This window comes from Streptomyces sp. NPDC107546 (genome assembly GCF_055639175.1).
In genome coordinates, this window is the sequence record NZ_JBVKBA010000023.1 from 85,043 (window position 1) to 98,829 (window position 13,787).

The window sequence follows — 13,787 nt, forward strand, 5'->3', positions numbered from 1 at the left end:
GCAGAGCCACCGGTTCCTCACAATCCCTTCGTCAAACACACGGTCCGGCATCGGTTCGGTGTCGGGCCGTGTGTACATGGCGAGTGGCCGCATCGAGCTGTCGGTGGCTCCCGATAGTCTGAATGCATGACGCGAGCCGAGCAGCCAACGGCCCCCCAAGCGGCCCCCGACGACGCCCTGGTCGCAGATTCCCGCGAACGCGCCGTGCGCGCCCTGCTGCGCCAGCCGCAGCTGAAGCGGCTGTGGAGCGCCCAACTCGTAAGCGGCATCGGTGACGCGCTCGCCGTGCTCGTCCTGGTCCTGCTCGTCCTCCAGGCGGCCATCGCCGAGGGCTCTTTCGGCGGCGGCTACCGGGGCGTGGCGTTCGCGATCGCGACCGTCTTCGGCGCGCGGATTCTTTCCACTCTGCTCTTCGGGGCCGTGCTCCTCGGTCCGCTCAGCGCGCTGACGTCCCAGGAGGGGCCGCTCGACCGCCGCTGGACCATGGTCGGCGCGGACGGTTTGAGGGCCGCCCTGCTGATCGTCGCCCCCCTGTGGATCGACTGGACCCCTGGCAACGCGCTCGCGCTCCTGCTGGTCACCGCCTTCGTCACCGGTGTGGCCGAGCGCTTGTGGACGGTGTGCCATGAGAGTGCGGCGCCCGCCCTGCTGCCCGCGCCGCCACTCGAGGGCGCGACGGTACGTCCGCTGCCGGACCACATGGACGCCCTGCGCCGTCTGTCGCTGCGGACGGGATTCGTGGCGGTGCCGCTCGCCGCTGCCGGACTGGTCGTGGTGGCGCTGGTGAACAACCTGCTGGGCACGGGCATCGCCTGGTTCGGCCAGCACCAGGCGGCCCTCGCGTCGTACGTGGCGGCCGGGCTGTTCGCCGCCTCCCTGTCGGTGGCCACCTCGCTGGAGGTGCCCGACACCCGCACCCCCCGGGCGCGGTCGCCGCTGGAGGGCCTGCGCCGTCCCCGGACGGACGCGGGCGTCGCGAAGGGCCGCACGGGCGCACTCCCGCTTCTGGTGCTCGCCTGCGCCGCCGTCGCCGGAGCGGTCGCGGCCGCCGTCGCCGTCTGTGTGCTGCAGGCCAAGGACCTGGGCGGCGGCCCGGTGCTGTACGGCCTGCTGGCCCTCGCGCTGACCGGCGGCACGGTCGTCGGCATCCGTACGGCGCCCCGCGTGCTGCCCGCGCTGTCGCGGCGCCGGCTGCTCGCACTGGCGATCGCCTTCACCGGGATAGCGCTGCTCGCCGCCGGGCTCGACCCGGACGTCACCAGCGTGCTGCTGATCGCGCTGCTCGCGGGCATCGGCGCGGGTGTGGCCGCGAACACCGGGCACACGCTGCTCGACCAGGAGGCCGAGGAGCACCGCCGGGCGCGGACGACCGAGCATCTGCACGCGGTCGTCCGGGTGTGCGTCGCGCTCTGCGCGCTCGCGGCGCCGCTGGTGGCCGGGGCCATCGGACCGCACCGGATGGAGAACGGCAGGTTCGTGTTCGCGCACGGCGGCGCCGCCTTCACGCTGATGCTGGTCGGCGCGCTGTTGTTGCCCGTGGCCGCACTGGTGCTCGCCAAGGTCGACGACCGCTCCGGTGTGCCGCTGCGGCAGGACCTGCTCGACGCCGTGCGTGGCGGCGACGATCCGCAGCACGCCCCCGCGGCGAACGGATTCTTCATCGCCCTGGAGGGCGGCGACGGCGCCGGGAAGTCCACCCAGGCCGAGGCGCTCGCCGAGTGGATCCGCGGCAAGGGCCACGAGGTGGTGCTGACCCGCGAGCCGGGCGCCACTCCGGTCGGCAAGCGGCTGCGGTCGATCCTGCTGGACGTCTCCAGCGCCGGCCTGTCGCACCGCGCGGAGGCGCTGCTGTACGCGGCGGACCGCGCGGAACACGTGGACACGGTCGTACGACCGGCCCTGGAGCGGGGCGCCGTCGTGATCTCGGACCGCTACATCGACTCGTCCGTGGCCTACCAGGGCGCGGGCCGTGATCTGTCCCCGACCGAGATCGCCCGCATCAACCGCTGGGCGACCGACGGCCTCGTGCCGCACCTCACGGTCCTGCTGGACGTCGCGCCGGAGACCGCGCGGGAGCGGTTCACCGAGGCGCCGGACCGGCTGGAGTCGGAGCCGGCCGAGTTCCACGCACGTGTGCGGTCCGGTTTCCTCACGCTGGCCGCCGCCGACCCCGCGCGCTACCTGGTCGTCGACGCCGGACAGGAGCCCGAGGCGGTCACGACCGTGATCCGGGCCCGGCTCGACCTGATGCTCCCGCTGTCCGAGGCCGAGCTGAAGGCGCAGGAGGAGGCGCGCCGCAAGGCCGAGGAGGAGGCCCGGCGCAAGGCCGAGGAGGAGGCAGCACGCAAGGTCGAGGAGGAGCGGCTGGAGCGCGAGCGCCAGGAGCAGCTCGCCAAGCTGCGAGCCGAGGAGGAGGAGCGCAAGCGGCGCGAGCTGGAGGAGGCGCAGCGTCGCGAGGCCGAGCGGCAGGCGGAGGAGGCCCGCCGACGGGCCGAGGAAGCCCGGCGGCGCGCCGAGGAGGAGAAGGCGCGGCTGCTGGCCGAGGAGAAGGCCCGGGCCGAGGAGGAAGCGCGGCGCAGGGCCGAGGAGGAGCGGCGGCGCAGGCAGGCCGAGGAGGAGGCCCGGCTGCGGGCGGAGGCCGAGGAGCTGCGGCTGGAGAAGCAGCGGAAGGCCGAGGAGGCGCTGCTGCGGGCCGAGGAGGCGCGCAGGGCCGCGGCGGAGGCGGCGGCGTCGGCCGCGGCGGCATCGGCCCCGCCCACCACGGGAGCCGCCGGACCCGACGCGCCCGCACGGGGCGCGTCGCCGGACAACGAGACGACGGTCCCCACGCCGCTGGTGACGCCGACGAACGCGTCCGGCGGTCCGGTGGACGAGACCGCGGTCCTGCCGCCGGTGCGGGCGCGCGACACCGACGCCGAGACCACGGCGGAGCTGCCGGCGCCGCCCGAGCCGCACGGAGCGGCCGACGAGACGGCGGTGCTGCCTCCCGTAGTGCCGGGATCCGCCGACGAGACGGCCGTCCTGCCGCCCGTCCGGGACACGGGCGCCGGTGATCCGGCGGACAGGGTGCCGCCCGGCTTCTTCCGCGACGGGCGCTCGGCTCCTCGACCGGACGGCGCCGAGGACCGCACGCGCGAGCTGCCGCAGCTGGATGCCGACGGCCGCCCTCGCCGCCCGCGCCCGGACTGGGCGGAGGAGACGCCCCTGGACGACCTCCCGACTCTGGCGGACGAACTGCTCGGCCCCCGTCACGACGAGGACTGGGACGACGGCCGGGACGGGCGGGGGCGCGGCAGGCGCCGCTGAGCGGGGCCTGCCCCGGCTGCCGGTGGCCGCCGCCGTTGTCAGTGGTGACCCGCACAATGGATCGCGGTAGGGCGCAGTACGCGCAGTACGACGGAAGGGCGGTGTCCCCGTGAGCGTGTGGGACGACCTGGTGGGCCAGGAGAAGGTGTGCGAGCAGCTCGATGCGGCTGCCCGGGACGCCGACGCCCTGGTCACCGCGGCCGCCGCCGACACCCCGCCGCCCAAGGCGTCCAAGATGACGCACGCCTGGCTGTTCACGGGTCCGCCCGGCGCGGGACGTACGCAGACGGCGCGGGCCTTCGCCGCGGCGCTGCAGTGCGTGAGCCCTGACCGCGCGCTCGGCGGAGCCCCCGGCTGCGGCTTCTGCGACGGTTGCCACACCGCCCTGATCGGCACCCACGCGGACGTCACCACGGTCGCCGCCGTCGGCACCCAGATCCTCGCCGACGACATGCGCGACACGGTCCGCAAGTCGTTCACGTCGCCGGCGACCGGCCGCTGGCAGGTGATCCTCGTCGAGGACGCCGAGCGGCTGAACGAGAAGTCGGCCAACGCGGTCCTGAAGGCGGTGGAGGAGCCCGCCCCCCGCACGGTCTGGCTGTTGTGCGCGCCGTCCCTGGAGGACGTCCTGCCGACGATCCGCTCCCGCTGCCGCCACCTGAACCTGCGCACGCCCTCCGTGGAGGCGGTCGCGGACATGCTCGTACGGCGTGACGGCATCGAGCCGGAGATCGCCGCCGCCGCCGCCCGCGCCACCCAGGGACACGTCGACCGTGCCCGCAGGCTGGCCACGGACGAGCGGGCCCGCGCCCGCCGGGCCGCCGTCCTGAAGCTCCCCCTGCGGCTCGACGACATCGGCGGCTGCCTCAGAGCCGCCCAGGAGCTGGTCGACGCGGCCACGGACGACTCCAAGCAGCTCGCCGAGGAGATCGACGCCAAGGAGACCGAGGAGCTCAAGGCGGCGCTCGGCGCGGCGCAGGGCGGCCGGATGCCGCGCGGCACCGCGGGCGTCATCAAGGAGCTGGAGGACAAGCAGAAGCGCCGCAGGACGCGCACCCAGCGCGACAGCCTGGACCAGGCCCTCACCGACCTCACGGGCTTTTACCGCGACGTCCTCGCCCTCCAGCTCGGCTCCCGCGTCGCCCTCGCCAACACGGACGCGGAGGACGTCCTGGAGCGGCTGGCCCGCGGCAGCACACCCGAGGCCACCCTCCGCCGTATCGAGGCGATCGCCGCGTGCCGGGACGCCCTGGACCGCAATGTGGCGCCGCTGCTGGCGGTGGAGGCGATGACGATGACGCTCAGAGCGGGATGAGGAGCGAAAGCCTTCGCTCTTTCGTGGGCAGGCGGGCGGTCGATCGACCGCGTACTTGACCGTGTCACTCGTACGAGGTACCTGCGTCACTGAACGGCATCAATCCGTCGCCCACGGTTACGCTCACGAAATGCACACCAGGCGCATTCCCGGACCGTCCCGCCTACTGCACCCCCTCCGCCGTCCCCGAAGCTCCCGTCGTTCCCTCACGGCGATGCGGACGGGCGGCACGCTGCTCGCCGCCGCCGCGCTGCTTGTCTCCGCCTGCTCCACCGGCGGTTCGACGACCGCACAGACGGCCCTGGCCGCGCTGCCCCAGTCGCCTCCCTCGGCGCTGGCCCGGTACTACACACAGAAGCTGACCTGGCGCACCTGCGGCGTCCCCGGCTTTCGATGCGCCACCATGAAGGTCCCGCGCGACTACGCCAAACCGGACGCGGGCGACGTACGGCTGGCCGTGGCCCGCAAGAGGGCCACCGGCCAGGGCAAGCCCCTCGGGTCGCTGCTCGTGAACCCGGGCGGGCCGGGCGGCTCGGCCGTCGGCTATCTGGAGCAGTACGCGGGCGTCGGCTACCCGGCCGAGATCCGCGCCCGCTACGACATGGTCGCAGTCGACCCGCGCGGCGTGGCCCACAGCGAGCCGATCGAATGCCTCGACGGACCCCGGATGGACGCGTACGCGCAGACCGACATCACCCCCGACGGCCCTGCGGAGACCCGCCGCCTGGTGGATGCCTACAAGCGGTTCGCGGAGGGCTGCGGGCGGCACTCGGCGGCCCTGTTGCGCCATGTCTCCACGGTCGAGGTGGCCCGGGACATGGACATCCTGCGCGGGGTGCTCGGCGACCGGAGGCTGAACTACGTGGGAGCGTCGTACGGAACGTTCCTCGGGGCGACGTACGCGGGACTGTTCCCGGAGCGGGTGGGCCGGATGGTGCTGGACGGCGCGATGGACCCGGCCCTGTCCGCGCGCAGGCTCAACGAGGAGCAGACGGCGGGGTTCGAGACGGCGTTCCAGTCCTTCGCCAAGGACTGCGTCCGGAGACCGGACTGTCCGCTGGGCGGCCAGGGCACGTCGCCGGCGGAGGTCGGCGACAAGCTGAAGGCGTTCTTCAAGAAGCTCGACGCGTCACCCATCCCGACGGGCGACGCGGACGGCCGCAGGCTCGGCGAGGCCCTGGCGACGACGGGAGTGATCGCCGCGATGTACGACGAGGCGGCCTGGCCGCGGCTGCGCCAGGCGCTGACCTCGGCGATGAAGCACCGCGACGGCGCCGGGCTGCTCATGCTGTCGGACGGCTACTACGAGCGGGACGCGGGCGGCAGGTACGCGAATCTGATGTCCGCGAACGCGGCCGTGAACTGCCTCGACCTGCCGCCCGCGTTCGCGGGCCCGGAGGACGTGGAAAAGGCGCTCCCGGCGTTCGAGAAGGCATCCCCGGTGTTCGGGCGGGGACTGGCCTGGGCGTCGCTGGGCTGCGCGTACTGGCCGGTGCGCGCGACCGGACGGCCGCACCCCATCCACGCGAAGGGGGCGGCGCCGATCGTGGTGGTGGGCACGACCCGCGACCCGGCCACCCCCTACCGCTGGGCGCGCTCCCTCGCCTCCCAGCTCTCCTCCGGCAGGCTCCTCACTTACGACGGTGACGGCCACACCGCATACGGCCGCGGCAGCAGGTGCGTGGACTCGACGATCGACGCGTATCTGCTCCGCGGTACGCCACCGGCGAAGGGAAAGCGCTGCTCGTAGGCGCCGCGCCACTCCCTGGGGGTTCCCCCTCCGGGGGATGGTCAGAGCACCCCCGGAATCTGTGTAGACTTACCGATGTTGCTGATCGCACCATAGTGCGGGCAGCGCGCCGCCTTAGCTCAGATGGCCAGAGCAACGCACTCGTAATGCGTAGGTCTCGGGTTCGAATCCCGAAGGCGGCTCACCTGAACCCCAGGTCGGAAATGCTTCCGACCTGGGGTTTTATCGTTAGGCGGACGCGACGGCGACGCCGGGAGCGGGCCGCGCGGGTGTCGGCAGGGCCTCCCGATGCTGTCCGGCTGCTCCCGGTATCCGACGGCCCCCGGTCATCAGTGACCGAGGCCCAGCACGGACCGTCGCGGCCCGCACAGGTGGACAGGACCTCACCCCGCTTGCCGCGGCCCCCCTGCTGACGCGCGCCAGAGAGCCGGCGAGCGGGGCGAGTGCGACACCGCGCGAGTCCCGTCGGCCGGGCCAGCCGGCACCGCCGTGCAGGGCCCTGTCCGGCCGCGCCACCGAGTGACGCACTCGAATCCCGAAGGCGGCTCCAACGGACCCCGGGGCGGATATCTTTGCGCGGCGTCCAGGCCGCGGTCCTCCAGAACGGCCGGGTGCAGCCCGCGCACCAGACTGCTCAGCTCCTCTATCGCCTCCTTCGCCTCCCGGTGCGCCTCGTCGATCACCCGGCGGGCGTCCTCGGGCAGGTCCCCGAGCGGGGCCTTGGCCAGCCCGAGGTTGACCGCCAGTGAGACCAGCCCCTGCTGGGCTCCGTCGTGCAGGTCCCGTTCGATGCGCCGCCGTTCGGCGTCGGCCGCGTCCACCAGGCCCGCCCGGCTCTCGGCCAGGGCCTCGACCCGGCGTGCCAGTTGCTCCTCGCGGCTCGGGCCGAGCAGCACGGTGGCGGCCCGGGTGTCGAGCCGGACGAGGGCTCCGGAAAGCCAGGAAGCCGCGTAGAGGAGGGCGATTCCGGCAGCGGTGACGTAGGCCGCCCAGGTGGTGTAGCCGGGGTGGTCGACGCGCCAGTCCAGTGGCACCAGCCAGAGCCACACGTAGACGGAGGCGGCGGCGATGGCCGCGGCCCATGTCAGAAGGACGAAAGCCGAGGCGAGGGCCAGCAGCGGCCCGTCCAGCAGGTGGTACATGAGCTGCCGCCGGCCCTGCGGGGACCGTAGCCACTTGCGCAGCGGGGGTCGCCTCCCGCTGTAGGGGGAGGGGATGTCCACGCCCAGCCGGGCATGGAAGCGGTCGTGCTGTGCCACGGTCAGCAGCGGGCCGGAGAGCACGACGGCGGCGAGCGGGACGAGCACCGCGAGGAGGACGGCAGCCATCGACACCGGGACGAAGAGCATCCAGGGCAGGGCCATGACCAGCAGTACGCCGAGTTGGATCAGGACCCCCGTGGCGATGAACGCGACCGGTCGTCCGGCTCCTTGGAACGGCCGCAGGACAACACCCCGCAGACGGGCGGTAATGGGCATGGGCCAACGGTAGGTGTCGAGGTCAGGGGCGGTCCATGGCGTAAATGGCCGCCTTGGGGGTGCAACCGGTGCCACCCCGGAACGGACACCTGCGTTACTGACCGTGAGCACCACGCGCTGAAGGCTTGAGGACGTGAAGGAAAGCGGGGAACACGAGGAGACCGAGCCGATGAGCGTGCTGTGTGTCCGTCGCGGTCAGGGCCGTAGGTCGAGCTCCGCCGGGATGCGGATTCGCCGCCGGTGCCGTGCGGAACACGTCCTGGTCGTCTGCGGGGTGGCTCTGCTGCCCTGGCTGGTCGTGTTGGCCAACGGCCTGCCGGGAACCACCACCGCCGCGCACTGGTGCAGTGCCTGGATCGGCCTGGATGCCTTGGAGGCACTGGGCCTGATCACCACGGGAGTGCTGGCCGTACGCGGCCATCATCTGCACGCGCTCACGGCCGCCGCCACGGCGACGCTGCTGGTGGTCGACGCCTGGTTCGACACGATGACGGCGGCACCCGGCGCGGACCGGTTCTCGGCGGTGGCGATGGCGTTCGGCGCGGAGCTGCCGCTGGCGGTGGTGTGCGCCGTGCTGGCTGTAAGAGGGCGTGTCCGCGCGACGGCCTGACCACCTCCTGGCCCTAGGCCTCGTTTCCCGCTGCCGCCCACCACCGCATCGGAGAAGACCCATGCCCCACCCTGTCCTGACCAAGCCCGGCGTCCGCTGGGCACTCGCCGCGGGTGCCGTCGCCGCGGGCGCCTGGTGGTTCGGCGACCAGGCCCCTTACCCCTACAGCCAGCGAAGGCTGCTCGACCTGCAGTTGCCCTGCCTGACATCGCGCAACCTGGACTCCGTACTCAGGCCCCGGCCGGGGGAGCGGATGCTGGAGGTCGGCCCCGGCAGCGGCCTGCAGTCATTGCATGTCGCGCCGCAACTCGGGCCGGACGGACGGTTGGACGTTCTGGACATCCAGCCGGAGATGCTCGACCACGTGATGCGCGGCGCGCAGCGGCGGGGTATCGCCAACATCACGCCGACCCGGGCCGACGCCCGCGAACTCCCCTTTGCCGACGGGACGTTCGACGCCCTGTACCTGGTGACCGCACTGGGCGAGATACCGGAGCCGGAGCGGGTGCTGGCCGAGGCGGTCCGGGTGCTGGCCCCCGGCGGCCGAATCGTGGTCGGCGAGTTCTTCGACCGCCACTGGATCCCGTTCGGCACGTTGCACCGCCTCGCCGACGGGTCCGGCCTCCACCTGGCCGGCCGCCACGGGTCCACCTTCGCCTACCTGGCCCGCTTCCACCCCTGCTCAGCGGCGGCCTGACCCTGCCGTCCGGCCGACCACGGGGAGGCGGGCCGGTCCGGCCGGACGTCCCGTCCTGAAGGCTCGTTTCCACCGCAACGGTTGCCCATCCACCGCCACGGTTTCCCATCAACGCGAAGGGGCCCGCGTGCGCCCTGGTCAGGACGCACGCGGGCCCGTTCTCACCCGGTGTCCGAGTGCGGGATCGATCTCCCGCCGGTACCGGTCAGCTCAGCCGGTAGCCGCCGTAGCCGAATCCGACCTTGACGCGGGAGGCCAGCGGGTGCGAGACGTCGCCGGTGCCTTCGTACAGCCACAGGTTGTTGCTGCTGTCGCGGGCGATCAGGTCGGAGTGACCGTTGCCGGTCATGTCCCCGTTCATCACGTACGCGTTGTAGTGGAAGCCCCAGCCGATCTTCACGCGGGGCGCCAGCGGGGTCGACGGGTTGCCGGTGCCCTTGTACAGCCACAGGTTCCCGGAGGAGTCCTGAGCGAGCAGGTCGAGCTTGCCGTCGCCGGTGAAGTCGCCCTTGCCGAAGACGTTGCTGCCGTACGCGCCCCAGCCGGTGCCGATCTCGACACGCGAGCCGAAGTTGCCGTGGCCGGTGCCCGGGTAGCGCCAGAAGTTGCCGCTGGAGTCGATGGCCAGCATGTCCTGCTGGCCGTCGCCGGTGAGGTCGCCGGGCACGAGCAGGACCTTCATGCTGTTCCAGCCGGCCCCGAGCTTGGTGACGTCGGTGTTGCCGGTGGACAGGTTGAGGTGCTGCCAGTACAGGGTGCCGTCGGTGGTGCGCACCAGCAGGTCGGCGTAGCCGTCGCGGTCGAGGTCGGCCTGGCGCACCAGGTTGACCCCGCTCCAGTCGCCGAGCGAGATCCGCGGCGCGAAGGACTTGCCGCGCGAGTCGTACTCGTAGCCCTGGCCGTTGGAGGCGATCGCGAACATGTCCGCGCGACCGTCACCGCTCAGGTCGGTGTCGTCGATCCGCGGTTCGGTCGCCCCGACGTACGTGCTCAGCTTGGTGAAGACGCTGTACGAGCCCTTGGCCACGCAGTCCTGCACGCCCCACGACACGACGCCGACGACGCGTCCGTTCACGACCAGCGGACCGCCGGAGTCGCCGTTGCAGGTGGCGACGGTGTCGGTGTCCGTGCCGCTGGCCGGATTGCCCACGCACGTCATGGCGCCCGTGACGAAGTCGCTGCCGTAGAAACTCGAGCAGGTCGAGTCGCCGTTCACCGGCACGGTGGCCTTGCGCAGGGTCTGCGAGATGTCCTGGCTGGTGGAGCTGGTGCGCCCCCAGCCGTAGATCTGCGCCGGGGTGCCCGCCTTGTACGACGTGGTGTCGTCGGAGGTGGTGATGGGCAGCGGTTGGGCGCTGATCGGGTCGGGCAGCGTCAGCACGGCGACGTCGTTGACGGCGGTGCCGGTCGAGGTGATCCGGAACGAAGAATCGTTCCACTGCCGCCAGACGCCCGCCACCGTTCCGCCGTGGAAGTCGGTGGTGTTGGTCGACGAGTCGGTGGTCGGCAGCTGGGCGGTGCCGTAGATGATGGCGCCGTTGTTGTGCCAGTCGTAGCCCGAGACGCAGTGCGCGGCGGTGAGGATCTTCGTGGGCGACACGACGGTGCCACCGCAGAAGAAGCCGACGTCGTCACTGGTGTCGCTGGTGCCCTTGTCGTCGTAGTACCACAGCTGCACCATCCACGGGGCCGTGGAGATGCTGGTGGTCGTGCCGCCGATGATCTGCGGGCTGGCGGTGCCGGAAGCCGACGGCTGCGGCTTCGGGCTGGTGGTGGTGCCGGACGCCGTGCCCGCGCTCGCGGCGGGGCGCAGGCTGGCGGGGGTGTTGGCGGCCGGCGCGGTGATCGCGCCCTGCACGCGGGCCTTGAGCTGCGACTTGCCGACGCTGTCGTGGCCCTGGACGCCGATGTCCGTCGGCAGGGGCGCCGCGTTGGCGGGCGCCATGAGGAACGCGCCGGCGCCGCCGAGGAACAGCGTGGCGGCAGCGGCGCGTACGGCTATCCGGCCCCGGCGGCGGTGATTCCCGCCTCTGTGGGCAGAGGACACTCAGGTCTCCTGATGAGTGAAGATGCTGGAGAAGTGCTTGAAGACAAGCGGCTGATAGTACTGTCGACTCGCTGATCTTCACCAGTCGCACAGGCCACAGATGCTTAAAGTTTTCGCCTAGGACACCGGTTGCCCCTCCTGTGCGGAAGCGGATCGCGAACGCTCGTGCGGCGAAGTCGAGTTGTCGCTGTCAGCGCTGTCAGCGCTGTCAGCGCATCGCCGTGTCCCGCGTGCGGGGGCACGGCTGCACCGCAGGGCGGCGACCACGCGCGGGGCTCGGCCGGAACTCCCCTTCACGGACGGGACGTTCGCCGCCCCGCCTCAGCGTCGGCCCGACGCCATCCGCTGCCGTACGGCCTCGTAGGTGAACAGCGCCGCCGACACTCCGACGTTGAGCGAGTCCACCTGGCCGAACATCGGGATCTTGGCCTTCGTGTGGCTGCCCCCCAGCCACCGGTCCGACAGGCCGTACTTCTCGCTGCCGACGAGGATCGCCGTGGGCCCGGTCATGTCGACGTCCGCCATCAGGACGTCGGTGTCGGGGGTGGTGGCGACGACGTTCACCTCGTGGTCGGCCAGCCAGCGCATGACCTGTTCGGAGTCGGCCGAGGCGATCGGGACGGCGAACACCGTGCCCTTGCTGGCCCGGATCACGTTGGGGTTGCCCCAGTCGGTCACCGGGTTGGCGGAGATGACCGCGGTCACTCCGGCCGCGTCCGCGGTGCGCAGCATCGAGCCCAGGTTGCCGGGCTTCTCGACGCTCTCGCAGATCAGGAAGAGGGACCGGTCGTCGACCTGGATGCGGGAGAGGTCGGTCTCGATGTCCGGGACGACGGCGAGCCAGCCGTCCGGGCCCTCGCGGTACGCCGCCTTGTCGAACGCCTGCCTGCTGAGGCTGTACAGGGCGGCGCCGCGCTCGGCCGCACGGGCCACCACGTCCCGCGGGTCGGACCCGCCGGTCAGCGCGGGGCAGAAGTACAGCTCACGGGGGCGCACACCGGCCCGCAGCGCGAGGTCCAGTTCCTCGTACCCCTCCACGAGGGTCACTCCGGCTGCCTGCCTGCTGCGTCGGCGGCGGAGGGCGGCGAGTTCCTTGACGTGGGGGTTGCTCGGGCTGGAGATCTCCTTGGGCGACCCGGCCCGGGGGTTGGACGGCATGGGCGGTGGGAGTCACGGTCCGCGGCGGGCTCCGATCCTCCGCCCCCTTTCTCGTGTTCTCGCTCGTGCTGCTGTGGTGCGCTGCGCTGCCGCGCGGTTGCGGCCAGCGTACATGCGGGCCCGGGGACGGGGCGCCGCGTGCCCGCGCGCCCCGTCCCGTCCCCTACGCCCCGGAAAGTCGTCCGGTACGGGGGGAACCGGCGGACACCGGGCGTCCTCTTGGTGAACGGCTAGCATCGCGTGGTCAGTCGTCGGTGGGATGGGGTGGGTGTCGTGTCGCAAGCGCAGGCGCAGGCGCAGGCGCAGGCGCAGGCGCAGCCGCAGCAGGAGCAGGGGCCCAGGATCGCCGTCGCCGTCGTGACCATGGGTAACCGGCCCGCCGAGGTCGACGCGCTCCTCAGGTCCGTCGCCAAGCAGGACCTCGCCCCCTCCCGCATCGTGATCATCGGCAACGGCTGCCCGCTGCCCGAGTTCGCCGAGCGCCTTGACCTCCCGGGCGAGGTCACCTGCATCGAGACCGACGAGAACCTCGGCTGCCCCGGCGGCCGCAACGTGGGCCTCGCCCGGTTGCGGGAGTTCGGGGACGTCGACGTCGTGGTGGAACTCGACGACGACGGGTTGCTCGTGGACGCCGACGTGCTGCGCCGCGTACGGGACCTGTACGCCGCCGACCCCCGGCTCGGCATCGTCGGTTTCCGCATCGCCGACGAGCACGGCGAGACCCAGCAGCGGCACGTGCCCAGGGTCGGGGCCGCCGACCCGATGCGCGGCGGGGAGGTGACCGGCTTCCTCGGCGGCGGGCACGCGCTGTCCATGGCCATGCTCGCCGAGACCGGCGACTGGCCCGCGGAGTTCTTCTTCGCACACGAGGAGACCGACCTGGCCTGGCGGGCCGCCGACGCCGGGTGGACCATCCTGTACGCGCCGGAGTTGCTGCTCCAGCACCCGAAGACCTCACCCGCCCGGCACGCCGTCTACTACCGCGTCACGGCCCGCAACCGCGTCTGGCTCGTACGGCGGCGACTGCCGCTTCCCCTCATCCCGGTCCACCTCGGGGTGTGGATCGCCGTAACCCTCCTGCGCACCCGGTCGGTCGGCGGGCTGAAGGCCTGGTTCGGCGGGTTCCTGGAGGGACTGCGGACCTCCGGCGGCGCACGGCGGCCCATGCGCTGGCGCACGGTGTGGCGGCTCACCAGGCTCGGCCGGCCGCCGATCATCTGAGGGTTCCGGGGTGATCCGGAACCCCCGGATCGGATGGTCCGGAACCCCGGATGGTCCGGGACCCCGGATGGTCCGGGACCCCGGATGGTCCGGAACCCCGGATGGTCCGGGACCCCGGATGGTCCGGAACCCCGGATGGTCCGGACCGCCGGTTGCCGGAGGCCCCGGTTGCGGGACGCCCGAGGAGTAGCCCGCGCGGTGGTGG

The 13,787-nt window shown here is 72.6% G+C and carries 9 protein-coding genes and 1 tRNA gene; 7 read left to right on the forward strand and 3 right to left on the reverse strand.

Annotation, left to right across the window (positions count from 1 at the left end):
• Positions 1–126: 126 nt before the first annotated feature.
• From tmk to ACZ7L1_RS28470, 4 genes are all read left to right on the forward strand, one after another.
• On the forward strand, positions 127–3,306 hold the full coding sequence (gene tmk, locus ACZ7L1_RS28455; RefSeq protein WP_471440914.1) for a dTMP kinase: 3,180 nt from the start codon (positions 127–129) through the stop codon (positions 3,304–3,306).
• Positions 3,307–3,415: 109 nt separating this feature from the next.
• Positions 3,416–4,621 carry a DNA polymerase III subunit delta' gene (locus tag ACZ7L1_RS28460; protein WP_471440916.1) on the forward strand — a complete coding sequence of 402 codons (1,206 nt, stop codon included), beginning with the start codon at positions 3,416–3,418 and terminating at the stop codon, positions 4,619–4,621.
• Between the two features lie 130 nt (positions 4,622–4,751).
• Positions 4,752–6,371 carry an alpha/beta hydrolase gene (locus tag ACZ7L1_RS28465; RefSeq protein ID WP_471440918.1) on the forward strand — a complete coding sequence of 540 codons (1,620 nt, stop codon included), beginning with the start codon at positions 4,752–4,754 and terminating at the stop codon, positions 6,369–6,371.
• 108 nt (positions 6,372–6,479) lie between these two features.
• Positions 6,480–6,553, forward strand: a tRNA-Thr gene (locus ACZ7L1_RS28470).
• Positions 6,554–6,754: 201 nt separating this feature from the next.
• On the opposite strand, the gene ACZ7L1_RS28475 is transcribed toward ACZ7L1_RS28470, so the two are convergent.
• Positions 6,755–7,849, reverse strand: a complete 1,095-nt coding sequence (locus ACZ7L1_RS28475) for a sensor histidine kinase (protein ID WP_471440920.1) — start codon at positions 7,847–7,849, stop codon at positions 6,755–6,757.
• 133 nt (positions 7,850–7,982) lie between these two features.
• Between ACZ7L1_RS28475 and ACZ7L1_RS28480 the strand changes: the two genes are divergently transcribed.
• Both ACZ7L1_RS28480 and ACZ7L1_RS28485 read left to right on the forward strand, forming a co-directional pair.
• Complete coding sequence (locus ACZ7L1_RS28480; RefSeq protein ID WP_471440921.1) at positions 7,983–8,459, forward strand: hypothetical protein; 477 nt, start codon at positions 7,983–7,985, stop codon at positions 8,457–8,459.
• Between the two features lie 61 nt (positions 8,460–8,520).
• Entirely contained in the window at positions 8,521–9,156 is a 636-nt protein-coding gene (locus ACZ7L1_RS28485; RefSeq protein ID WP_471440923.1) for a class I SAM-dependent methyltransferase, read from the forward strand.
• 205 nt (positions 9,157–9,361) lie between these two features.
• Here the strand turns inward: ACZ7L1_RS28485 and ACZ7L1_RS28490 are convergent, their stop codons facing one another.
• Entirely contained in the window at positions 9,362–11,203 is a 1,842-nt protein-coding gene (locus ACZ7L1_RS28490; protein WP_471440925.1) for a trypsin-like serine protease, read from the reverse strand.
• 321 nt (positions 11,204–11,524) lie between these two features.
• Entirely contained in the window at positions 11,525–12,361 is an 837-nt protein-coding gene (locus ACZ7L1_RS28495; RefSeq protein ID WP_471440927.1) for a TrmH family RNA methyltransferase, read from the reverse strand.
• Positions 12,362–12,703: 342 nt separating this feature from the next.
• Here ACZ7L1_RS28495 and ACZ7L1_RS28500 point away from each other — a divergent pair, with 342 nt between their 5' ends.
• The gene (locus tag ACZ7L1_RS28500; protein WP_471440960.1) at positions 12,704–13,582 is read left to right on the forward strand and encodes a glycosyltransferase family 2 protein; all 879 of its coding nucleotides are present in this window, start codon (positions 12,704–12,706) and stop codon (positions 13,580–13,582) included.
• Positions 13,583–13,787: the final 205 nt, after the last annotated feature.

Excerpts from the sequence above, each read along its gene's own strand:
- tmk (WP_471440914.1), top strand. The coding sequence starts at position 127 with ATGACGCGAGCCGAGCAGCCAACGGCCCCCCAAGCGGCCCCCGACGAC.
- ACZ7L1_RS28475 (WP_471440920.1), bottom strand. The coding sequence starts at position 7,849 with ATGCCCATTACCGCCCGTCTGCGGGGTGTTGTCCTGCGGCCGTTCCAA.
- ACZ7L1_RS28465 (WP_471440918.1), top strand. The coding sequence starts at position 4,752 with ATGCACACCAGGCGCATTCCCGGACCGTCCCGCCTACTGCACCCCCTC.
- ACZ7L1_RS28495 (WP_471440927.1), bottom strand. The coding sequence starts at position 12,361 with ATGCCGTCCAACCCCCGGGCCGGGTCGCCCAAGGAGATCTCCAGCCCG.
- ACZ7L1_RS28485 (WP_471440923.1), top strand. The coding sequence starts at position 8,521 with ATGCCCCACCCTGTCCTGACCAAGCCCGGCGTCCGCTGGGCACTCGCC.